Raw genomic sequence first — 21,244 nt, 5'->3', positions numbered from 1 at the left:
GAGAAGAAGGCCCGGGCGGAGCCCGGACAGGCACGCGCCGGAGGCGCGGGAGACAGCCCGGGCGGAGCCCGGGGAAAGGGCAACCGATGGACCTGGTCATCCGTGGCGTACGCGTGCTCGACGGCACCGGCGACCCCTCGTACCGCGCCGACATCCTTATCGAAGGCGGCCGGATCGCCGAGATCCGCCGCGAGTCGGACGGCGCTCCGCGCCTGGCCGCCGGCGGCGGCCACCGCACGCTGGAGGCCGACGGCCTGGCCCTCGCCCCCGGTTTCATCGACATGCACGCCCACAGCGATCTCGCCCTCCTCCGCGACCCGGAACACAGCGCGAAGGCCGCCCAGGGCGTGACCCTGGAGGTCATCGGCCAGGACGGCCTGTCGTACGCGCCGGTCGACGACCGCACCCTCGCCGAGGTCCGCACGGCCATCACCGGCTGGAACGGCGGCGGTCCCGGGGACGAGAGCATCGACTTCACCTGGCGCTCGGTCGGCGAGTACCTGGACCGTCTGGACCACGGCTTCGACGGCGAGGGCATCGCCGTCAACGCGGCCTATCTGATTCCGCAGGGCACCGTCCGTATGCTCGCCGTCGGCTGGGACGACCGTGAGGCGACGCCCGCCGAGCTGGACCACATGCGGCAGCTGGTGGCCGAGGGGATGGAGCAGGGCGCCGTCGGCATGTCGTCCGGCCTCACCTACACGCCCGGCATGTACGCCAAGGGCGCCGAACTCGCCGAGCTGTGCCGGGTGGTGGCGGCGCACGGCGGCTACTACTGCCCGCACCACCGCTCGTACGGCGCGGGCGCCCTGGAGGCGTACGCGGAGATGGTGGAGCTGACCCGCACCGCCGGCTGCCCCCTCCATCTCGCCCACGCCACCATGAACTTCGGCGTGAACAAGGGCCGCGCCCCTGAGCTCCTCACCCTCCTCGACGACGCGCTCGACGCCGGAGCCGACATCACCCTGGACACGTATCCGTACACCCCCGGCTGTACGACTCTGGTGGCGATGCTGCCGAGTTGGGCGAGCGAGGGTGGTCCGGAGGCGATCCTGGCCCGCCTCCGCGACGACGAGACCGCCGAGCGGATACGCCACCACATGGAGATCGTCGGCGCGGACGGCTGCCACGGCGTGCCGATCGAGTGGGACACGATCGAGATCTCGGGCGTCTCCCAGCCGGGGCTCGGCTCCCACGTCGGCAGGACGATCCAGCAGTCGGCCGACGCGCGCGGCGAGGAGCCCTGGGTCACCGCTCGCCGTCTGCTCCTGGAGGACCGCCTCGGCTCGACGATCCTCCAGCACGTGGGCCACGAGGAGAACGTGCAGACGATCATGCGCCACCGCGTGCACACCGGCGGCTCGGACGGGATCCTGCAGGGCGACAAGCCGCACCCGCGGGCGTACGGGACGTTCCCGCAGTATCTCGGCCGGTACGTACGGGAGTTGGGCGTCCTCTCCCTGGAGGAATGCGTCGCGCACCTCACCGGGCGTCCCGCGGCCCGGCTCCGTCTCGCCGACCGGGGGCTCGTACGCGAGGGCTACCGCGCCGACCTGGTGCTGTTCGACCCGGAGACGGTCGCGGCGGGATCGACGTTCGAGGCGCCGCGGGTCCTGCCGACGGGCATCCCGTACGTACTGATCGACGGCCGCTTCGTGATCGAGGACGGACGGCGCACCGGTGTCCTCGCGGGACGTGCGGTCCGGGGCGCCGGCGCGCGGTGACTCCGCCCCGGGGCCGCTCGGGGCGTACGAGCGGTGTTCAGCGCACCGCCCGCGGCCGCCCTGGATGTACGAGCGGTGCTCAGCCGACGCCGTGCGGGCGGAACTGGATGCTGATCCGCGGCCCCGTCGCATGCGCGCTCTTCGGCACCGCGTGTTCCCAGGTGCGCTGGCAGGAGCCGCCCATCACGATCAGATCGCCGTGGCCGAGCGACTGCCGCACGGTCGCGCGGCCGCTCCGGACCTCGCCGCCCTTGCCCCCGCTCCGGCCCCCGCTGCCCTCGCCCCCGCTCCCGGCAGCTCCGCCCGCCGGCCGGCGCGGGCGCAGCAGCAGATCACGCGGTGTGCCCACGGACAGGATGGCGACCATGGTGTCCTCGCGGGCGCCGCGGCCGATCCGGTCGCCGTGCCAGGCGACGCTGTCGCGGCCGTCGCGGTAGAGGCAGAGCCCCGCGGTGGCGAAGGGTTCGCCGAGTTCGGCGGCGTAGTGCGCGGACAGGGCGGCCCGTGCCTCGTCCAGGACGGGGTGCGGGAGGGGGTCGTCGGCGCCGTAGTAGGCGAGCAGTCGCGGCACGTCCACCACCTGCTCGTACATGTGGCGGCGCTCGGCGCGCCAGGGCACCACGTCGGCCAGGTGCTCGAAGAGCGCGTCCGAGCCGTGCAGCCACCCTGGCAGCACGTCGATCCACGCTCCGTCGCCCAGCACGATCCTGCGTACGCCCGTCAGCGGGCCGAGACGGATGTCGTCGGTCTGGTCGAACAGCGAACCCTGGAGTCCATGAAGGTGCGCGGACATGGCTCCAGCGTACCCACCGCTACCGAACATGCGATCTATTAAGGGAGTGGGGGCAGAACCCCCGAACGGAGCAAAGGGCGGCGTCTTTTCCGCCGGGCTTCTTTGCCGGGCTTCTTTGCCGGGCTTCTTTGCCGGGCTTGAGGAGTTGAGACCGGCCTACTTCGGCCCCTTGGTCGGCCCCTGCCCGTGGCCCGGGTTGCCGCCCGAGTTCCCGTTGCCCGGACCGCTCGACGTGGAAGGGGCCGCCGTGGTCGTGGGCGCCTGCGTCGTGGGCTCCTTCGTCTCGCCGCCGGTCCCGGAAGCGCTCACCGATGCGGTCGGGCTCGCGGGCTCCGGGGCCCCGGCGGCCGGGTCGGCGGTGGGCTCGGCAGCAGTCGAGCCGGTCTGGCCGGGGCCCGGCTCCGCGTCCTCGACCTGCTGGTTCTGCTCGGTCTCCCGGCTTCCGGGCTCAGGGCTCCCGGAGGACCCCGCGCCGGAGAGCCACGCGATCAAGGCGGTCGCGCACACTATGCAGGCCGCCGCGCCCGCTATGAGCACACGGCTGCCCGTCCGGCTCCTTCGGCGGCGGCGCGACCGGCCGCCGAAAGCCGCACCGTCGCCATGCTCGACACCGCTCTCGTACCGACCACGGCCGTCCTCGTACGCACCATCGGCGTCCCCGTACACGCCCCCGCCGTCCGCCGAGGGCTCCTGCCAGCCGTGTGCGGCCGCCGGATCCTCGTATCCGTCGTAGGCGGCCTGGGTCGTGTCCCCGTACGGGTGGTACACAGCCGGCAGATTCTGCGTGTCGCCATGGTCCGGATGCGGGCCGCTAGCGCCGTACGCACCATGCGTACCGTTCGCGCTGTTTGCGTCGTAGGCATCGGTGCCGTGGTGAGGGTGCCAAGACATGGGCGGGAATTGTAGAGAATCCAGGGGCTGCGGGTGCAGCCGAGAGCCATACCCACCCAAAGCCCACGTCTCACGTGTCGGATAACACGGAGCGAATCCGGCCAGACGCCCGTAAGCTCGCGGGCATGCAGGTGATCCAGTCGACCAAGCTCGCCAACGTCTGTTACGAGATCCGGGGCCCGGTTCTCGAGGAGGCGATGCGGCTCGAGGCGGCAGGACACCGCATCCTCAAGCTGAACACCGGCAATCCGGCCGCGTTCGGCTTCGAGTGCCCGCCCGAGATCCTCGAGGACATGCTCCGCAACCTCTCCGGCGCCCATGGCTACGGGGACGCGAAGGGCCTGCTCGCGGCGCGCCGCGCGGTGATGATGCACTACCAGACGCTGGGTGTGGAGACGGACGTCGAGCACGTCTTCATCGGCAACGGCGTCTCCGAGCTCATCGTGATGGCCATGCAGGGCCTGCTCGACGACGGTGACGAGGTGCTGGTCCCGGCGCCGGACTACCCGCTGTGGACGGCCGCGGTCTCGCTGTCCGGCGGCACGGCGGTGCACTACCGCTGTGACGAGCAGTCCGACTGGATGCCGGACCTCGCCGACATCGAGCGCAAGGTCACCGACCGCACCAAGGCGCTGGTGATCATCAACCCGAACAACCCGACGGGCGCCGTATACAGCGAAGAGGTGCTGCGCGGCCTGACGGACATCGCCCGCCGCCACAACCTCCTCGTCTGCTCGGACGAGATCTACGACAAGATCCTCTACGACGAGGCGACGCACACCCCGACCGCGGCCGTCGCCCCGGACCTGCTCACCCTGACCTTCAACGGCATGTCGAAGGCATACCGCGTGGCGGGCTACCGCGTCGGCTGGATGGCGATCTCCGGGCCCAGGGCGCACGCCGACTCGTACATCGAGGGCCTGACGATCCTCGCCAACATGCGGCTGTGCGCGAACATGCCGGGACAGCACGGTGTGGTGGCCGCGCTCAGCGGACGCCAGACGATCAACGATCTCGTTCTGCCGGGCGGCCGGCTGAAGGAACAGCGCGACACGGCGTACGAGCTGCTGACGCAGATCCCGGGCGTGACGTGCGTGAAGCCGAAGGGGGCGCTGTATCTCTTCCCGCGCCTCGACCCCAAGGTCTTCAAGGTGAAGGACGACCGGCAGATGGTGCTGGACCTGCTCCGCGCCGAGAAGATCATGGTCGTGCAGGGCACGGGCTTCAACTGGCCGGAACCGGACCACTTCCGGGTGGTCACGCTGCCGTCGGTGACGGATCTGAAGGACGCGGTGGGCCGCATCGGGAAGTTCCTGGACGGCTACAGCCAGTCCTGACGGTGCCCCTCACACCCCGGTCGTCACGAACGAGGCCTCGGCTCCCGCCGGGGCCTCGTCCGATTCACCCTGTGTAAACCCTGCACTCCATTCCGCGAACGGACTCAACTTTAGACTGAATCTAAGCTAGGATGGTTTCCTGTCAGAGCACAGGAGGCCATCCCCATGTACGAACCGATCCGCACCAAGTCGGTCCACACGATGGCCGGCGCCGACGAGGACTTCCCGCACCGCTCCCGGGAGGAGGAGCTGGACATCCAGCTCGCCGGGCATCTCGCGGCGCTGCTGGCCGTCACAGACGACCTGCGCGCGCTCTCCCCCGACGCCGACCTGGACGCCGCCGCCGAACAGCTTGCGCAGGAGGTGGCCCGACTGCGCGACGGGAAGCCGCCGGTGCGGGCGGCCGTGACAGCGACTGGTGGCGGCACCTCCGCCGCGTCGGGCGACGGACGGGACCCGCGCCTCGCGGCCCTGCACCAGCGTGCGCACGCCCTCGCGGGCCGTGCCCTGGTGGTGGCCGCATCGCGCGCCGACACCGCGGCCGCGATCCTCGCCGCGCATCGCATGGACGCGCACGCGGCAGCGCAGGACGGCCGCCAACTCGCCGCCTGCTGACCCGTATCCAGGGTCCCCACGACGGCCCCGGTCCGCGCGCACCCACGGCGTGGCGCGGACCGGGCGCCACCACGTCTGACGGAGCAAGTTGTTCCGGTTGCATACCGGGATGGGTTGGTCACCCCACGTTCACCCGGATCGCCCTGGAACGTCGGGTTCCGCGAGCACGCTCCCCAGTGTGAGACGTATCGCAGGAATAGTCCTCGCGGTGCTGCTGATCGGCGGAGTTGTGGCAGCCGTCGTCGCGGGCCGGCACTCGCACAGGGCTACACCGTCACCTTCTCGGCCGTGAACGGCCGAGCTTGTGTACTCGGTCGTTCACGCCTCGTCGCGCTCCCGACTGTCCCCTACGACAGGACGGTCACGGGTCGCATCCACCCATACCCCTGAGTTCAGGGGGTGGGTGCGGGTGTGGTGACAAACACCCACGCCGAGCGTGCGCGGTCACGCACGTTGACCCCGGCGACGACATCGGCCGGGCCAGCGAGCCCGCACCGACGACAGCAAAAGTGGTCCCGGGTGGACCGGTTGGCCCGCTCGGTGTGGCCGCAGCGCGGACAGCGCTGCGAAGTGTAGGCCCCATCCACCTCAAGGAAGGGCACCCCGGCCCTACGGGCCTTATAGGCCAGGTGCGCTCCGAGCTGATGGAACGGCCAGGAGGAGAGCGTGCCCCGCTGGTCGCCGCGTAACCGTACCCGCTCGCGGATGCCGTCGAGTGCCTCGACGGCGATCCCACGACCGGTGCGTTGGGCGACGGACACGATCTCCTTGCTGATGCGGTGGTTCACGTGCGAGGCATGGCGGCTCTCCTTCTGTGTACGGCGGGCGAGGCGGCGGGTGGCCGAGCGGGTGCGTTTGGCCTGGAGTTCGGCGCGCTTACCGGCCTGCCAGCGCCGGTAACGCGACAGCCGCCGTCCCTGGTGGTTGGTGCCGTCGCTGGTGGTGGCCAGGTTCACGATGCCCCGGTCCACGCCGATGAAGTCGACCGGCTCATACGGCTCGGGCTCGGGGATGTCGCAGGTGGCGATCAGGAACCACTTACCGCCCCGGCACACGAGATCGCTCTCGCCCTTGCGGTGGGCCACGAGCGTCTTGAGCTGGTCGGGTGAACAGGCGAACGGGATCCCCTTCATCCGCCCGTCCACGGTCCAGATGGAGATGGTGCGCGCGTCGTACTGCCACGACAGGCAGCGGTCGTCGAACGGCTGGGCCGCCTCCGGTCGGAAGACGATCGGGCTGCTGACCGCATTGCGGTACCGCTTGGAGGTGGGAGGACCCAGATTCCCGGCTTGCAACTTGGCCTTCAGGGCCGCGTAGGCGTCAACGACCTTCTTCACCGCCCTCACCGCCGGCTGGGCCGAAAGCCCGAAGGTCGTCTTCAGATCCGCGTACACCTCTTTCTGCAGCCCGTTACGGTCCTTCAGGTCCTTGGCGAAGGCAACGCCGGAGGCGTGCGTGGCGGCCCGATTGCAGGCGCGCAGGGTCGCATCGAGCGCCGACGCCTGCACCGGCGTCGGCAGCAGCTTCACCTGCACCACCAACTTCACAAGACCCGGACCGTAGTACGACAACCGCACAAACAACCGCCATTTGCCTGGCGATCACCACAACCGGTGACCTGCGGGACGCTTATTCGCATTTCCTGGCTCCGCCAGGCAGTCCTGCGGGCGCTCAGCGCCCGGCAGTCGCTGCGCGGCGGCCAGGACGAACTGCGCCGCGACAACGCCGCCCTCCAGACCGAGCGCGTACGCCTCTGGGAGACCATGGGCAAGCTCCAGGCCGAACCTCACCGGCAGCGCGTGCGGGCTGGTGGGTGTGGTGCTGACCTTCACAGGGGTGGCGGGCCCGTACTGGCCGGTCGTCGTCGCGGGGCTGTACGGCGCGGGCGCGCTGATCGCTCCGCCGGAGCGGCCCCCGCTGCCGGACTTCCCGGACCCGTCCGCCCAGCTCGACGAAGTGCGCGGCGACTTCGGCACGTTGCTGGAGTACCTGCGCGGAGTCGAACTCCCGCCCGCCGCGTCCGGACGGCTCGCCGAACTGACCGACCTCCTTGCGGCGCTGCTGGATCCCGGCTGGGTCGCCGAGGTGCTGGCCCAGGACCCCGAGGGCGTGCATGCGCTCTCGCGGGCGGTGCGGCAGGACATCCCGGAGGCCGTCGACACCTTCGTACGGACCCGGTGGTGGACTCGGCTGACACCTGGCCAGGAGCCGCCGGAACGCCATCTGGAGCGGCAGTTGACAGTGCTCCAGAAGGAGGCCGAGCGGCTGGCGGCGGCCCTCCGCGAGACGGAGGCCCGCCGCCAGGAGTCCCACACCCGGTACCTGGAGGACCGGGGCGGACCGCTCTGACCGGGCGTTACGGCGTCAGCGGCACCGTCAGCGGCGGACGAGGACCGTCTTCGACGCCGTGGACGCCTCGTGGACATGCGCGAACAAAGACAACGGCCACGCACGCCATTGTGCGGGGCCGTTGTCTTCATGGGGTGCCCGCTCCCGGCGTTCGTGCGCTCGAGAGGGGAACCCCGTCGCGGCCGGCCGTGGCGACATCGCGGGTCAGGGCAAGTCGGACCGGCCGCGCAGTTCACACCGTGGTGAGGTGGGACGTCAGCCCAGGCGCTGCACCAGCGCGTGGTACTCGTCCCACAGCTCCTTCGGCGTGTGGTCGCCGAAGGTGTTGAGGTGCTCGGGGACCAGCGCGGCCTCCTCGCGCCAGACCTCGGTGTCGACCTTGAGCAGGAAGTCGAGGTCCTCCTGGGCCAGGTCGAGCCCGTCCGTGTCCAGTGCCTCCTTCGTCGGCAGGATTCCGATCGGGGTCTCGACGCCCTCGGCCTTGCCTTCCAGGCGCTCGACGATCCACTTCAGGACACGGCTGTTCTCGCCGAAGCCCGGCCAGACGAACTTGCCCGCGTCGTTCTTGCGGAACCAGTTGACGTAGTAGATCTTCGGCAGCTTGGACTGGTCCTTGCTCTTGCCGACGTTGATCCAGTGGCCCATGTAGTCGCCCATGTTGTAGCCGCAGAACGGCAGCATGGCGAACGGGTCGCGGCGCAGCTCGCCGACCTTGCCCTCGGCGGCGGCGGTCTTCTCGGACGCCACGTTGGCACCGAGGAACACGCCGTGCTGCCAGTCGAAGGACTCGGTGACCAGCGGGACCGCGGAGGCACGGCGGCCGCCGAAGAGGATCGCCGAGATCGGCACGCCCTTGGGGTCCTCCCACTCGGGCGCGATGATCGGGCACTGCGAGGCCGGGACGGTGAAGCGGGCGTTGGGGTGGGCGGCCGGGGTCCCGGACTCCGGCGTCCAGTCGTTGCCCTTCCAGTCGGTGAGGTGCGCCGGGATCTCCTCGGTCATCCCCTCCCACCAGATGTCGTTGTCGTCCGTCAGCGCGACGTTCGTGAAGACCGAGTTGCCCCAGAGCGTCTTCATCGCGTTGGCGTTGGTGTGCTCACCGGTGCCGGGCGCGACACCGAAGAAGCCCGCCTCGGGGTTGATCGCGTAGAGCCGGCCGTCCTCGCCGAACCGCATCCAGGCGATGTCGTCGCCGATGGTCTCCACGGTCCAGCCGGAGATCGTCGGCTCCAGCATGGCGAGGTTGGTCTTGCCGCACGCGGACGGGAAGGCCGCCGCGACGTACTTGGACTCGCCCTGCGGCGGGGTGAGCTTGAGGATCAGCATGTGCTCGGCGAGCCAGCCCTCGTCACGCGCCATGACGGAGGCGATACGCAGGGCGTAGCACTTCTTGCCGAGCAGCGCGTTGCCGCCGTAGCCGGAGCCGTACGACCAGATCTCGCGGGTCTCCGGGAAGTGCGAGATGTACTTGGTGGAGTTGCAGGGCCACGGAACGTCCTCCTGGCCCGGCTCCAGCGGCGCGCCCAGGGTGTGGACGGCCTTCACGAAGAAGCCGTCCGAGCCGAGCTCGTCGAGGACCTGCTGTCCCATGCGCGTCATGGTGCGCATGGACACGGCGACGTACGCGGAGTCGGTGATCTCCACGCCGATCGCGGAGAGCGGCGAGCCGAGCGGGCCCATGCAGAACGGCACCACGTACATGGTCCGGCCGCGCATCGAGCCGCGGAATATCCCTCCGGTGGCGCCCGTGCCCTGGAAGCTGTTCTTCTCTCCAGTAAAGATGGCCCGCATCTCCGCGGGGGCCTTCCAGTGGTTCGTCGGGCCCGCGTCCTCCTTTTTCTCGGAGCAGATGAAGGTGCGGTCCTCGACCCGGGCGACATCGGTCGGGTCGGAAGCCGCGTAGTAGGAGTTGGGGCGCTTGATCGGGTCGAGCTTCTTGAAGGTGCCCTTGGCGACGAGCTCCTCGCACAGTCGCTCGTACTCGGCCTCGGATCCGTCACACCAGACCACGCTGTCCGGCTGAGTCAGTTCGGCGATCTCGTTGACCCACGAGACCAGTTCCTGATGGCGGGTGGGGACGGTGCTGGGAGCCGCGATGTCGCGCGCCACGGTTGCTCCTAGAAAGAGGGGATTTTGACTTGGTGCCCCGTGGGGGCTGCGACCCGGATGCTGCGCTCTTCGATCACTCTGCGCTCATCCGGTGCCGACCGCACTCATCTGATCATCCGCCGCATTCGCGCATCTGTCCAGACGGCCTCACAACTGAGCGGAGTGAGCATCACCACTCTGTGCACTTTCGTTCACCGGCAGGCATATGTGAGTTACGGCTCCGTAGGTACGATGCGGCAATGACTGTGCCTGCCGCCGACGCCACCGGGAGTTCAGCGGCCCCTGAAGGGGGGCCGGCCTCGATCCCGCACCAGTCCACACAGACGCCGCTCCAGGCGGCCCTGGCCCCGATGAAGCCGCACCTCCGCGGCTGGCTGCATGCCGGAATGTTCCCGGCGGTGCTGATCGCGGGCCTCGTTCTCACTGCCCTCGCGGACTCCCCCCGCGGCCGGATCGCCTGCGGCATCTACGTACTGACGGCCTGCCTGCTGTTCGGCGTGAGCGCCATCTACCACCGCGGCAACTGGAGCCCCCGCGCGGACGGCATCCTGCGCAGACTGGACCACGCGAACATCTTCCTGATCATCGCGGGCACGTACACACCGCTGACCTTGCTGCTGCTGCCGGGCGGCAAGGGGCAGTGGCTGCTCTGGGGAATCTGGGCGGCGGCAGCGGCCGGCATCGTCTTCCGCGTCTTCTGGGTCGGCGCCCCGCGCTGGCTCTACACCCCCTGCTACCTGGCGATGGGCTGGGCCGCCGTCTTCTTCCTCCCCGACTTCATGCGCACGGGCGGCATCGCCGTGCTCGTCTGCGTGATCGTGGGCGGTCTGCTCTACAGCGCGGGCGGCGTGATCTACGGCATCCAGCGCCCCAACCCGTCACCCCGGTGGTTCGGCTTCCACGAGGTCTTCCACTCCTTCACCCTTGCGGCGTTCGCCGTGCACTACGTCGGCATCTCACTGGTGGCCTACCAGCACGCCTGACCACACCGCGTACGCCTGTACGTACCGTGATCCAACCTGCACCCCAGAGTGACATGGACCACTGACAGTGAGTGGCCGACAATGAGCCCTATGACGGCCGCACGCACTCGTACCTCCCCTGCCGACCGCCCGCAACTGGGCCTCCGTGAGCGGAAGAAGATCAAGACCCGGGCGGCGATCCGCGAGGCGACCTACCGGCTGATCGACGAGCAGGGGTACGACGCGACGACCATCGAGCAGATAGCCGAGGCCGCCGAAGTGTCGCCGTCCACCGTCTTCCGGTACTTCCCGACCAAGGAGGACATCGTCCTCACGGACGAGTACGACCCGGTCCTCGAACAGGAGATGCGGGCCCGGCCCGAGGACGAGCCGCTGATCGACTCCCTGCGGTACGTGCTGCGGAGGGTCGTGGGCCTCGGATTCGACGAGGAGCCCGCCGTGTCCCGGCTGCGGACCCGGCTGATGGTGGACGTGCCCGCCGTACGGGCCCGGATGACCGAGAGCATGTCGGTCACCGCCCGCCTGCTGCGCCGGGCCATCGCCCAGCGCACCGGCCGCGACACCGGCGACCTGCAGGTACGCGTCCTCGCCACAGCCATCGTCGGCGCACTCCTTGAGACCAGCCTCTACTGGGCCGAGCACGACCACCAGGACGATCTCCCGGACCTCCTCGACCGTGCGCTGAGCACGTTCGAGGGGAGCCTCGTGCGCTGACCGGCGCGGCCTGCGGGCGCCGGGCGCGCCGGGAAAAGACCAGGCAGCGGCCCCTCCCCCATTGCCTTGAAGGCATGGGAGGTACCCCCATGGCATGACATTCTGAGCGCGTGAACGGACCCGAGATCCAGGTGGACTTCGCCCCCGAGCTGGGCATGTTCGTGCCTCCCGGGCGGCGTGGCGGCCCCACGCGGCTCGTCACCGACGGCGCCTCGACGCTCGGGCATGTCATCGAGTCGGTCGGTGTGCCGCTGACCGAGGTAGGCGCGCTCGTCGTCGACGGCCGCGCTGTCACCGTCGCGCACATCCCCACGGCCGGGGAGTCTGTCGAGGTGCGGGCCGTCGAGCGCCCGCAGGCGGTACCGGGCGCGCCGCTGCGCTTCCTGCTCGACGTCCACCTGGGCACACTGGCCCGGCGGCTGCGGCTGCTCGGCGTCGACGCGGCGTACGACTCCGCCGACCCCGGGGACGCCGCGCTCGCCACCCAGTCCGCGGCCGAGCGGCGCGTGCTGCTCAGCCGCGACCGCGGCCTGCTGCGCCGCCGTGAACTGTGGGCCGGCGCGTACGTCTACAGCGACCGCCCCGACGACCAGCTCCGCGACGTGCTGGGCCGCTTCGCCCCCGAGCTGCGCCCCTGGACCCGGTGCACGGCATGCAACGGCACCCTGCGCGACGCCCGCAAGGAGGAGGTCGCCGACCTCCTCCAGGGCGGCACGCAACGGTCGTACGACGTGTTCGCGCAGTGCGCGGAGTGCGACCGCGTGTACTGGCGGGGCGCCCACCACGACCGCCTGGAACGAATCGTGGGGAGCGCCGTCGCCGAGTTCGGCTGAACGGTTACGGCCGTCAAGGGTGGGCGTGGCCGCCCACCGCCACCCGCAGGCGCTCCACATCGTCCGTCGGCGCATCACACGTGAAGTTCCGGCACACATACGCGGCCGCACGGCCCCCTACAAGCGGCCGATCGGCAAGCAGCGGCAGTTCGTCGCCGCCCGGCTCACCGACGGCAACCACCGCCCCCGGCGCCGTCCCGAGCAGCGCCGCCCGGTGCAGCTCGCGCGTCGCCGGATCCCCCGCGGGGCCCACGACGGCGACCTCACGCGGCCCGTCAAGCAACGCCTCCGCCACCGCCAGCCCATGCCCGATAAAGCGCGGCACCCGCGGCCCAAGTACCTTCACCACACCCAACGCCCGCTCCGCAGCAGCACGATGCGGCTCGGACCCGGTCTGGGCGGCATACGACAGGAGCGCCCCGGCCGCAGCCGTCCACCCGGACGGCGCCGCGTTATCCGTCGGGTCCTGCGGACGCCGGATGAGCTGCTCGGCGTCCGCGGCCGTGTCGTACAGCTCGCCGTTCTCACCGGTGAACTGCGCCAGCACATGGTCAAGCAGGAACCCGGCGAACTCCAGCCACACGCCCTCGCCGGTCACGGACGCCAGCGCGAGGAAACCCTCCGCGACATCCGCGTAGTCCTCCAGCACGCCCGCGTTGGATCCCGCCCGGTCGTCCTTCGATGTGCGGGCGAGCCGCGCATGGTCGTCCATGTGGAGGCGTACGAGCAGGTCGGCCGCCGCGATCGCGGCGTCGACGAGATCGGGCCGGTCGAAGTACGCGCCGGTCTCCGCGAGCGCGGCGATCGCGAGGCCGTTCCAGGCGGCGACCACCTTGTCGTCGCGGCCGGGCCGGGGGCGCTGCTCCCGCGCGGCCAGCAGACGCGTACGCACGGAGGCGAGCCGGGCCGCGTCCACCACCCCCTCCCGCTGCAGAAGCTGAAGCACCGAGGCGCCCTCCTCGAAGGTCCCCTCCTCGGTCACCCCGAAGTGCGCGGCCGCAAGCTCGGCGTCGTCGTCACCGAGCACCTCCCGCAGCTGCTCTGGCGTCCACACGTAGAACGCACCCTCGACGTGCTTACCCGTCCCGTCATCGCTGTCGGCATCCAGCGCGGACGCGAACCCACCCTCGTTCGTACGGAGTTCCCGCACCATGAAGTCGGCGGTCTCCAGCGCCACGCGCCGCGCGAGATCCGAGCCCGTGGCCCGCCACAGATGCGCGTACGCGCGGCACAGCAGCGCATTGTCGTAAAGCATCTTCTCGAAGTGCGGCACCACCCACTCGCGGTCCACCGAGTAGCGCGCGAAGCCCCCGCCCAGCTGGTCGTAGATCCCGCCGCGCGCCATCCGCTCGCAGGTGTCGGCGGCCATCTGCAGCGCGCCCTCCGCACCCGTGCGGGCGTGGTGCCTCAGCAGAAACTCGATCACCATCGACGGCGGGAACTTGGGCGCCCCGCCGAACCCGCCGTGCATCGGGTCGTACTCACGCGTGAGCCCGAGCAGCGCCTGCGCGAGTTCCTCCTCGCCGGGCATCTCGGCGCCGCCGAACGCGAACTCCCGCCCGGCAAGATCCCGCACGATCTTCCCCGCGACCTCGGCGACCTCCTCACGCCGGTCGGTCCAGGCCTGCTCCACCCCTTGCAGCACCTGCCGGAACGACGGCATGCCGTGCCGGGGCGCGGGCGGGAAGTAGGTCCCGAAATAGAACGGCTCAGCGTCGGGCGTGAGGAACACCGTCATGGGCCAGCCGCCCTGCCCGGTCGCCGCCTGCACGGCCTCCATGTACACGGCGTCGACGTCCGGCCGCTCCTCACGGTCGACCTTGACGCTCACGAAGTGCTCATTCATGAGCGCGGCCGTGTCGCTGTCCTCGAACGACTCGCTCGCCATCACATGACACCAGTGGCAACTCGAATACCCGACACTGAGCAGCACGGGCACATCCCGCCGCCTCGCCTCCTCGAACGCGGCATCGGACCACGGCCACCAGTCGACGGGGTTGTCGGCGTGTTGGAGGAGGTAAGGGGAGGTCTCATGGGCCAGTCGGTTAGCCATGCCTCCATCCTGCCCGACGGGCCTGAGGCGCGGACGTCCCCACCGTTTCAGAGGCGGAGACGTGTGGCATGGTGTGCTATCTGGTAGCACGCCATGCCACACGTGCGTATCGTGGAAGGCATGGCCTCACAGCCCGAGATCACCCAGCGCGACCTGCGCAACAAATCCAAAGAGATCATGGACGCCGTCCAGGGCGGACAGGCGTTCACCGTCACCCGTGACGGGCACCAGATCGGTGAGCTGATCCCCTTGCGGCGCCGCCGACGCTTCGTCCCCCGTAGCGAATTCGTGGCGATGTCCCGTACAGCCCCCGACATCTCCCTGGAGGCCTTCCGCGCAGACCAGGACGCCACGGCCGATCAGGAGATGGACGACCCCTATGGCCGCTGACCACGCTGACCATGAGCAGGGGCTGCTCGACACCAACATCATGATCCTGCGCAAGTGGCTGGACCCCGAGGAGCTCCCCGCGGAGATGGCGATCACAGCCATCACGCTGGCCGAGCTCTCCGCCGGGCCCCACGAAGTGCGCAGGAACGAGGACCAGGACGACTACGACGAGCACATCGAACGTGCTCGTCGGCTGGACGTGCTGCAGCGCGCGGAGAACGAGTTCGACCCGATTCCCTTCGACGCGGAAGCAGCCCGCATCTACGGCCGGGTCTGCGCGGCCGTGATCAGCGCTGGCCGCAAGCCCAGGCGCAGAGTGGCCGACCTGATGATCGCCGCCATCGCAATCGCCGAGAACCTGCCGTTGTTCACCACCAACCCCGATGACTACAAAGGACTGGACGGCCTTCTCACCGTCGTTCCCGTCACCCGCCCGAAAGTTCTGCACGACCGCTAGCGCCGCCAGATCCTCTCTCGTGATCCCCTCCCAATCCCGGCCCGTACGCAGGACACTTGTCCGCGAATGCCGTAGCCACCGGAGGGGGACGTGACATGCGGGACAGCCATCGGGCGGAAGCCGAGCGGCTGTTGGCCCGGGCCGTGGAGGAGGAGGTGCGGCGCTCGGGCGGTCGGATCGACGGCGGCGTGCTGCTGTCGCGGGCCCGAGGGGCGCTGGACGCCATGGCGCAGACGGCGGCCGAGGAGTACGGCGCGTACACGGCGGCGCTCGACGAGGCCGAGGCCGGGCAGTTGTCGTTCGGGCAGCGGTTCGCCCGGGAGGGAGGCGGAACCGCCTTTCTGGTGGCGGCCTCCGCGGCGGTCGCGGCCTGTCTGGCGGATCTGCTGCTCGGCACGAGTCCCGGCACCGCGGTGAGCGCCGGGGCGGTCACCGCGGTGGCCGGCGCGGCCATGACGGTGGTGAAGGTGACGGCGTCGCACGTGCCGGCCGCGAACCGCAGCGCCGGGGCCCGCAACCAGCCCGGCGGCCCCGAGCAGCTGCGGCTGCAGTGGCTGACGGCGCTGGAGGTGCGGGGCATCCGCCCGTTCCTGGATCAGCAGCGGGTGATCACGGCCAGCGCGTCGGGCGGTACGAAGAAGGCGGCGCCGCAGCTTCGGCGTACCGACAAGAGCGCGGAGGCGCGGCGCCGGCGTGTCCTTGAGCAGTCGTTCGGGCATCTGCCGGACCCGGACGGGCCGCTCGCGGGCCGGCGGCAGGAGATGGCGCGGATCGCCCAGTGGGTCCACGCGGCGCGGGCGAGCACGGAGACGCGGCCGACGGTGGTGGTGCTGCACGGCGCGCCCGGTTCGGGCCGCTCGGCGCTGGCGCTGCGCGCGGCGCTCGGCCTGAAGGACCAGTTCCGGGGCGCGTGCCGGGTGGATCTGCGCGGGGACAGCCCCGAGGCGCCGCCGCTGTCCACGCGCGATGCGCTGCTGTATCTGCTGAACCGGCTGGGAGCGCCGCGCGAGCAACTGCTGTTCCGGGAACGGTCGTCGCAGGACCAGCAGGTGCGGCGGCTGAGCGAGCTGTACCACCAGCATCTGACCGGGCTGCCGGTCGTGGTCGTCCTCGACGACCCGAGCGACCCCGAGCAGGTGCGCACCCTGGTTCCCGAGCGTTCGGACAGCCTGGTCCTGGTCACGGCCCGCAAGCCGCTCGAGCTGCCCGCCGATCTGCCCGCATGGGTGCACCAGCTGTCCGTGGAGCCCTTGGAGGCGGCGGGCGCGGACGAGCTGCTGCGGGCGTCGGCGCAGGACGCGTCGGGGCCGTACGACGCCGAGGCCTCGGACCGGGTGCGCGAGCTGTGCGGGGGTCTGCCGCTCGCGCTGCGCATCGCGGGCTCTTCGCTGGGGCCGCGTTCGGCGCGTCAGCTGGCGGCGGACCTGGGGGCGTACGGGCCGGTGGAGCCGGTTGAACGTGCGTTGTGGCTGCGCTACACGGATCTGCCGGACACGGCGCGGCGGCTGCTGCGGAGACTCGCGCTGGCAGGCCGGGCGTCGCTGGGCGCGGCCGCGGCGGCGGCGCTGCTCGGCACGGACGAGACGGAGGCGACCCGGCAGCTCACCGCGCTGTCCCGCGCGGGCCTGATCGACCACGACCGCGGCAACCGCTACCGCCTCCACGACCTCGTACGGACCTTCGCCCAGGCGCGGCTGCTGGACGAGGAGGACCCCGCGGAGCGCACGGCGGCGCAGGAGCGGCTGATCGTCAACTACGCGGAGCTGGCGGACTCGGTGATCCGTCTGGTCGACGGCAAGACGTCGACCAGGGCGGACACGTCCTTCCACTCGAGCACGGTGGGTCCGCACGGCTTCACGTCGCTCGACGCGGCGCTGCGCTGGCTGGACGACGAGTCGAGCTTCATCACGGCGGCTCTGCGCCACGCGGAGGGCGTCGACCAGACGGCGGTGCTGAACCTGCTGGGTGCGCTGTGCGACTACTGCCTGCTGCGCGGCGACCTGTACCGCCTGGGCGAGATCAGCGAGCTGACGCAGGCCATCGACCAGGGCCTGCTGGTACGCAGCGTCCAGTGGCGTACGGGCATCGCGGCCCGTCAGCTCGGCGAGCTCGACAAGGCCCGCTCGACCCTGGCGTCCGTCGTGGATCTCTACTTCGAGGCGCACCACGACGCGGGTGCGGCGCGTGCGCTGTGTTCACTGGGGATCACGCTGCACCACCAGGGCAACCTGACGGAGGCGTCGGCGAAGCTGCACGAAGCCCTCGATCTTCAGGCGACGGACGCGCTCGCCGCCGACCGGGCGTGGACGCTGCACGCGCTGGCCGCGGTGGAGCGTGACCGGGGGCAGGTCGCCAGGGCGCTGGAGCTGCTGTCGTCGGCCCTGGTCCTGCACCGGGACAGCGAGTCGGTGCACGGCGAGGCGTGGGCGCACTTCCAGCTGGGGCAGCTGTGCCTGCGCATGGGTGACGTGGCGCGCGCGGAGAGTGAGCTGCGGATCGCGCTGGATCAGTACGGGCGGACGCGCGACGGCCGCGGTGAGGCGTGGGCGATGACGCAGCTGGCGCGGGCACGGCTGGTCGACGGCGAGCCGTCGGCGGCGGTGGACGGCCTGCGGCAGGCGGCGGCGCGCCACCGCGACAACGAGGACGCGCGCGGCGAGGCGTGGACGATCTACTACCTGGGCCAGGCCCTGGAGGAGACCGGCGACCTCGACCAGGCGGTCCGCGAGCTGGAGCGCTCCCGCACGATGTTCTCGCGCATGCGCGACGTGTACGGGCTCGCCTGCGCCCGACACCACTCGGCGCGGGTCACGCGCGACCAGCGAGCGGCCCAGACCGGGTCGCTGCGCAACTCCGGCTTCGCCCGCCAGCTCCTGGTCGACGCGCGGGCCGACTTCCAGCGCATCGGCGTCGCCCACGGCGAGGCCTGGACGTGCCTGGAGCTGGCCGTGGTCGACGCCGGAAACGGCCGTACGCAGGCGGCCCTGGGACTGTGCGACGAGGCGGCGGCCCTGTTCGCCGGTTACGGCGACCGCCGCGGCGAGGACTGGGCCCACTTCCTGCGCTGCACCCTCCTGCCGTACGCATCGCCCGGCGGCTCCGAGGTCGGCACGGCGGTCGCCCAGGAGGAACTGGCCCAACTGTCCCGAACCACGCATCCGGCCCGCGACGGCAAGCTGGACGACTACGTGGAGGCGTACCAGCTGCTGCTGGAGCGTGGCGTCGACCTGGACGCCGGCTGGCAGGCCTGGCGCCTGGGAATGGTGCCGCGACGCCACTCACGGGAGGTCATGGGGGTGCCGGTCGGGGTGGGGTGAGGAACGGCCTGATCCAGCCGCACGGTTCCGGCTGCCGTAAGCGGTCGAAGCGGAGGCCGGATCAGAGGGCTGAGCCCGCGTGGGCTCAGCCCTCTCAGCCCTTCGCAGCCGGGGCCGAGCCCTTCCTGCCGCCGTCGGAGGCGCTGGAGGAGTCCTCCTCCGGTGTCTCCTTGAAGTCGACCTTCCCCATGTGCCGGTTCATCGACTTCATCAGGCCCCACACGGCCAGCGCCATCACGGCGAAGACGATGAAGCCGAGGACGCCGGGGGTCACCTTGTCCTCGTCGAGTTCCTTGGCGAGGGAGACGAGGTTGGTCATTGCCAGGCTTGCGCTTGCGCTCATGTCAGGCATTGTCTCGGATGCCCGCAAAGAGGTCGTCCTCGGGGAGGGACGTATCGACGAGGGACTTCGCGAGCTCGTACTCCTCGGTCGGCCAGACCGCCTTCTGGAGCTCCATCGGGACCCGGAACCAGCCGCCGTCGGGGTCGATCTGCGTGGCGTGGGCGATCAGCGCCTTGTCGCGGATCTCATAGAAGTCGGCGCACGGGATGTGGGTGGTCAGCGTGCGCTCCACGCGCTCGAACTCGTCCCAGCGCCTGAGCCACTCCGCGTACGGGGACTCGAGGCCCCGCTCCAGCATCGCGTTGTGCAGCGCCTCGGTGCGGGGGCGGTTGAAGCCCTGGTTGTAGTAGAGCTTCAGCGGCTGGTACGCCGGGCCGTACTCGCCCTCGGGGTACTTCTCGGTGTCCGCGGCGCCCTCGAAGGCCACCATCGAGATCTTGTGGGTCATGATGTGGTCGGGGTGCGGGTAGCCGCCGTTCTCGTCGTAGGTGGTGATCACCTGGGGACGGAACGTACGGATGGACCTCACCAGGCGGCCGGCCGCCTTGTCGACGTCCTCCAGGGCGAAGCAGCCCTCGGGCAGCGGCGGCAGCGGGTCGCCCTCGGGAAGACCCGAGTCGACGAAGCCGAGCCACTCCTGCTTGACGCCGAGGATCTCGCGCGCCTCGTCCATCTCCTTCTTGCGTACCTCGTGGATGTGCTCCTCGATGTACGGGTCGCCCTGGAGCTTCGGGTTGAGGATGGAGCCGCGCTCCCCGCCGGTGCAGGTCACGACCAGCACGTCCACCCCCTCGGACACGTACTTGGCCATCGTGGCCGCGCCCTTGCTCGACTCGTCGTCGGGGTGGGCGTGAACGGCCATCAGTCGCAACTGCTCAGTCAAGACTCGTTCCCTCGGTGGTCTCGGCGATCGATGTGACCCCGCCCACGGTCGTCGTACGTCGGTGTGGGGCGGCGGTCGGCTGGCGGGTGGCAGGCTTCTATAGTGACCGACTCGGGGGGCGATTCATTCCAGGGCCTGTCCCGGCCACCCCGAACCGGCCGGATCCGGGCCCCGGCACCGGCCCCTTCCGAGAGGACGATCATGAGCGCAGTGCGGGACGCCGGCACCAGTGGTTCCTCCGTGCAGCGACCGGAGGGCCGCTACGGCCGCTCCGAGTCCGCGGACGAGCGCGCCGATCGCAGGCTCAGGATCGTCGGCGCGGTGCTGGGTGCGGCACTGCTCGCGTTCGTCGGCTGGGCCGGCTACGACTACATCGCGGGTGCGAAGGTCAGCGGCGAGTTGATCAAGTGGGACGTGGTCTCGGACCGGGCGGTCGAGGTGCACCTCGAGGTACGCAAGGACGCCGGCACCAAGGGGTACTGCACCGTGCGCTCGCAGTCAGAGGACGGCGCCGAGGTCGGCCGCGCGGACTTCCGCTTCGACGAGCAGTCGGACCGGATCGACAAGGTCGTCACGCTGCGTACGACGTCCCGTGCCACCGCCGCAGAGCTGGTGGGCTGCCACAGCGACTGACGCCCTCACGGCCGCCGGACGGCTGGGGGTGGACGCGCGCGGCGAGGAGCGCGGAGTGTTTTCTCACTCCACTGCCTGACCTGCGGCGACGTAAATCTCAGGTCTTATGTCCTCCCCGTTTCGCGACTGAATTGTTAGGCTCGTGGTTTCGCCCACCTGTGAAGGCACATCCTTCTGGGTAGGGCGATGCTTTGTATTCCCAGTACCGACGAGGAGCACCTGTGACCCAGACCAGCGAGAACGTCACCTGGCTGACCCAGGAGGCGTACAACCAGCTCAAGGCCGAGCTGGAGTACCTGTCTGGTCCCGCACGCACCGAGATCGCCGCCAAGATCGCGGCTGCGCGCGAGGAGGGCGACCTGCGGGAGAACGGCGGGTACCACGCGGCCAAGGAGGAGCAGGGCAAGCAGGAGCTCCGTGTGCGCCAGCTGACCCAGCTCCTGGAGAATGCGAAGGTCGGCGAGGCGCCCGCCGCCGAGGGTGTGGTCGCGCCCGGCATGGTCGTGACGATCGCCTTCGACGGCGACGAGGACGACACTCTGACGTTCCTGCTTGCCTCGCGTGAGTACGCCAGCGAGGACATCGAGACGTACTCGCCGCAGTCCCCGCTGGGCACCGGCGTCAACGGCAAGAAGGTCGGCGAGGACGCGCAGTACGAACTGCCGAACGGCAAGTTCGCCTCGGTGAAGATCCTCGAGGCCAAGCCGTACCAGGGCTGACAGCACCTGGCATACGACGATGCCCCCGGGTGTGCCGGGGGCATCGTCGTATGCCGGTGGGTTCTCCTGGGATCGGGCGGCCAGGCGGTCAGGCCGCCTGG

Annotated in this window: 19 protein-coding genes; 12 read left to right on the top strand and 7 right to left on the bottom strand. The window is 70.5% G+C overall.

Features of this window, described 5'->3' with window-relative positions; all coding sequences use genetic code 11:
- Positions 1-86 precede the first annotated feature (86 nt).
- Positions 87-1,724 (top strand): N-acyl-D-amino-acid deacylase family protein, encoded by a 1,638-nt coding sequence (locus ACSMXV_RS26440; protein ID WP_473173720.1) that lies wholly within the window; start codon positions 87-89, stop codon positions 1,722-1,724.
- Between the two features lie 79 nt (positions 1,725-1,803).
- Here ACSMXV_RS26440 and ACSMXV_RS26435 read toward each other — a convergent pair whose 3' ends face one another.
- On the bottom strand, positions 1,804-2,517 hold the full coding sequence (locus ACSMXV_RS26435) for an alpha-ketoglutarate-dependent dioxygenase AlkB (RefSeq protein ID WP_473173719.1): 714 nt from the start codon (positions 2,515-2,517) through the stop codon (positions 1,804-1,806).
- A gap of 156 nt (positions 2,518-2,673) precedes the next feature.
- Positions 2,674-3,408, bottom strand: a complete 735-nt coding sequence (locus ACSMXV_RS26430; protein ID WP_473173718.1) for a hypothetical protein — start codon at positions 3,406-3,408, stop codon at positions 2,674-2,676.
- A gap of 125 nt (positions 3,409-3,533) precedes the next feature.
- Here ACSMXV_RS26430 and ACSMXV_RS26425 point away from each other — a divergent pair, with 125 nt between their 5' ends.
- The gene (locus ACSMXV_RS26425) at positions 3,534-4,745 is read left to right on the top strand and encodes a pyridoxal phosphate-dependent aminotransferase (protein WP_473173717.1); all 1,212 of its coding nucleotides are present in this window, start codon (positions 3,534-3,536) and stop codon (positions 4,743-4,745) included.
- A gap of 165 nt (positions 4,746-4,910) precedes the next feature.
- Positions 4,911-5,360 (top strand): SCO4983 family protein, encoded by a 450-nt coding sequence (locus ACSMXV_RS26420; RefSeq protein ID WP_473173716.1) that lies wholly within the window; start codon positions 4,911-4,913, stop codon positions 5,358-5,360.
- Between the two features lie 392 nt (positions 5,361-5,752).
- Here ACSMXV_RS26420 and ACSMXV_RS26415 read toward each other — a convergent pair whose 3' ends face one another.
- Positions 5,753-6,907 carry an RNA-guided endonuclease InsQ/TnpB family protein gene (locus tag ACSMXV_RS26415; RefSeq protein WP_473173715.1) on the bottom strand — a complete coding sequence of 385 codons (1,155 nt, stop codon included), beginning with the start codon at positions 6,905-6,907 and terminating at the stop codon, positions 5,753-5,755.
- A 262-nt stretch (positions 6,908-7,169) separates the two neighbouring features.
- Between ACSMXV_RS26415 and ACSMXV_RS26410 the strand changes: the two genes are divergently transcribed.
- Positions 7,170-7,709 (top strand): hypothetical protein, encoded by a 540-nt coding sequence (locus ACSMXV_RS26410; protein WP_473173714.1) that lies wholly within the window; start codon positions 7,170-7,172, stop codon positions 7,707-7,709.
- 255 nt (positions 7,710-7,964) lie between these two features.
- Here ACSMXV_RS26410 and ACSMXV_RS26405 read toward each other — a convergent pair whose 3' ends face one another.
- Positions 7,965-9,818: a phosphoenolpyruvate carboxykinase (GTP) gene (locus ACSMXV_RS26405; RefSeq protein ID WP_473173713.1), complete on the bottom strand. Its 1,854-nt coding sequence runs from the start codon at positions 9,816-9,818 to the stop codon at positions 7,965-7,967.
- 239 nt (positions 9,819-10,057) lie between these two features.
- Between ACSMXV_RS26405 and trhA the strand changes: the two genes are divergently transcribed.
- From trhA to ACSMXV_RS26390, 3 genes are all read left to right on the top strand, one after another.
- The gene (gene trhA / locus ACSMXV_RS26400; RefSeq protein WP_181863253.1) at positions 10,058-10,801 is read left to right on the top strand and encodes a PAQR family membrane homeostasis protein TrhA; all 744 of its coding nucleotides are present in this window, start codon (positions 10,058-10,060) and stop codon (positions 10,799-10,801) included.
- Between the two features lie 90 nt (positions 10,802-10,891).
- Positions 10,892-11,515 carry a TetR/AcrR family transcriptional regulator gene (locus tag ACSMXV_RS26395; protein WP_473173712.1) on the top strand — a complete coding sequence of 208 codons (624 nt, stop codon included), beginning with the start codon at positions 10,892-10,894 and terminating at the stop codon, positions 11,513-11,515.
- A gap of 110 nt (positions 11,516-11,625) precedes the next feature.
- Positions 11,626-12,348, top strand: a complete 723-nt coding sequence (locus tag ACSMXV_RS26390; RefSeq protein ID WP_473173711.1) for a Mut7-C RNAse domain-containing protein — start codon at positions 11,626-11,628, stop codon at positions 12,346-12,348.
- Between the two features lie 13 nt (positions 12,349-12,361).
- Here ACSMXV_RS26390 and ACSMXV_RS26385 read toward each other — a convergent pair whose 3' ends face one another.
- A complete protein-coding gene (locus tag ACSMXV_RS26385; protein ID WP_473173710.1) occupies positions 12,362-14,401 on the bottom strand; it encodes a thioredoxin domain-containing protein in 2,040 nt (679 codons plus the stop codon).
- Positions 14,402-14,521: 120 nt separating this feature from the next.
- Here ACSMXV_RS26385 and ACSMXV_RS26380 point away from each other — a divergent pair, with 120 nt between their 5' ends.
- The 3 genes from ACSMXV_RS26380 to ACSMXV_RS26370 all read left to right on the top strand — a co-directional run bounded on the left by ACSMXV_RS26380 (position 14,522) and on the right by ACSMXV_RS26370 (position 18,565).
- Complete coding sequence (locus ACSMXV_RS26380) at positions 14,522-14,791, top strand: type II toxin-antitoxin system Phd/YefM family antitoxin (RefSeq protein WP_473173709.1); 270 nt, start codon at positions 14,522-14,524, stop codon at positions 14,789-14,791.
- On the top strand, positions 14,781-15,248 hold the full coding sequence (locus ACSMXV_RS26375) for a PIN domain-containing protein (RefSeq protein WP_473173708.1): 468 nt from the start codon (positions 14,781-14,783) through the stop codon (positions 15,246-15,248). The genes ACSMXV_RS26380 and ACSMXV_RS26375 overlap by 11 nt, the downstream gene beginning before the upstream one ends.
- A 95-nt stretch (positions 15,249-15,343) precedes the next feature.
- The gene (locus ACSMXV_RS26370; RefSeq protein ID WP_473173707.1) at positions 15,344-18,565 is read left to right on the top strand and encodes a tetratricopeptide repeat protein; all 3,222 of its coding nucleotides are present in this window, start codon (positions 15,344-15,346) and stop codon (positions 18,563-18,565) included.
- A gap of 94 nt (positions 18,566-18,659) precedes the next feature.
- On the opposite strand, the gene ACSMXV_RS26365 is transcribed toward ACSMXV_RS26370, so the two are convergent.
- Together ACSMXV_RS26365 and mca are read right to left on the bottom strand one after the other, a co-directional pair.
- Positions 18,660-18,917 (bottom strand): hypothetical protein, encoded by a 258-nt coding sequence (locus ACSMXV_RS26365; protein ID WP_473173706.1) that lies wholly within the window; start codon positions 18,915-18,917, stop codon positions 18,660-18,662.
- Positions 18,910-19,791, bottom strand: a complete 882-nt coding sequence (gene mca, locus ACSMXV_RS26360) for a mycothiol conjugate amidase Mca (protein ID WP_473173705.1) — start codon at positions 19,789-19,791, stop codon at positions 18,910-18,912. Before mca ends, ACSMXV_RS26365 begins: the two co-directional genes overlap by 8 nt.
- A gap of 201 nt (positions 19,792-19,992) precedes the next feature.
- Here mca and ACSMXV_RS26355 point away from each other — a divergent pair, with 201 nt between their 5' ends.
- Together ACSMXV_RS26355 and greA are read left to right on the top strand one after the other, a co-directional pair.
- A complete protein-coding gene (locus ACSMXV_RS26355; RefSeq protein WP_473173704.1) occupies positions 19,993-20,424 on the top strand; it encodes a DUF4307 domain-containing protein in 432 nt (143 codons plus the stop codon).
- A gap of 221 nt (positions 20,425-20,645) precedes the next feature.
- Positions 20,646-21,143: a transcription elongation factor GreA gene (gene greA, locus ACSMXV_RS26350; RefSeq protein WP_181863268.1), complete on the top strand. Its 498-nt coding sequence runs from the start codon at positions 20,646-20,648 to the stop codon at positions 21,141-21,143.
- The last annotated feature ends 101 nt before the right edge of the window (positions 21,144-21,244 follow it).

The organism is Streptomyces sp. DSM 42067 (genome assembly GCF_055792885.1).
Note: the sequence above shows the minus strand (reverse complement) of the source record. Positions and strands in the feature narration are given on the sequence as shown.

Excerpts from the sequence above, each read along its gene's own strand:
- ACSMXV_RS26440 (WP_473173720.1), top strand. The coding sequence starts at position 87 with ATGGACCTGGTCATCCGTGGCGTACGCGTGCTCGACGGCACCGGCGAC.
- ACSMXV_RS26435 (WP_473173719.1), bottom strand. The coding sequence starts at position 2,517 with ATGTCCGCGCACCTTCATGGACTCCAGGGTTCGCTGTTCGACCAGACC.
- ACSMXV_RS26430 (WP_473173718.1), bottom strand. The coding sequence starts at position 3,408 with ATGTCTTGGCACCCTCACCACGGCACCGATGCCTACGACGCAAACAGC.
- ACSMXV_RS26425 (WP_473173717.1), top strand. The coding sequence starts at position 3,534 with ATGCAGGTGATCCAGTCGACCAAGCTCGCCAACGTCTGTTACGAGATC.
- ACSMXV_RS26420 (WP_473173716.1), top strand. The coding sequence starts at position 4,911 with ATGTACGAACCGATCCGCACCAAGTCGGTCCACACGATGGCCGGCGCC.
- trhA (WP_181863253.1), top strand. The coding sequence starts at position 10,058 with ATGACTGTGCCTGCCGCCGACGCCACCGGGAGTTCAGCGGCCCCTGAA.
- ACSMXV_RS26395 (WP_473173712.1), top strand. The coding sequence starts at position 10,892 with ATGACGGCCGCACGCACTCGTACCTCCCCTGCCGACCGCCCGCAACTG.
- ACSMXV_RS26385 (WP_473173710.1), bottom strand. The coding sequence starts at position 14,401 with ATGGCTAACCGACTGGCCCATGAGACCTCCCCTTACCTCCTCCAACAC.
- ACSMXV_RS26380 (WP_473173709.1), top strand. The coding sequence starts at position 14,522 with ATGGCCTCACAGCCCGAGATCACCCAGCGCGACCTGCGCAACAAATCC.
- ACSMXV_RS26375 (WP_473173708.1), top strand. The coding sequence starts at position 14,781 with ATGGCCGCTGACCACGCTGACCATGAGCAGGGGCTGCTCGACACCAAC.
- ACSMXV_RS26370 (WP_473173707.1), top strand. The coding sequence starts at position 15,344 with ATGCGGGACAGCCATCGGGCGGAAGCCGAGCGGCTGTTGGCCCGGGCC.
- ACSMXV_RS26365 (WP_473173706.1), bottom strand. The coding sequence starts at position 18,917 with ATGCCTGACATGAGCGCAAGCGCAAGCCTGGCAATGACCAACCTCGTC.
- ACSMXV_RS26355 (WP_473173704.1), top strand. The coding sequence starts at position 19,993 with ATGAGCGCAGTGCGGGACGCCGGCACCAGTGGTTCCTCCGTGCAGCGA.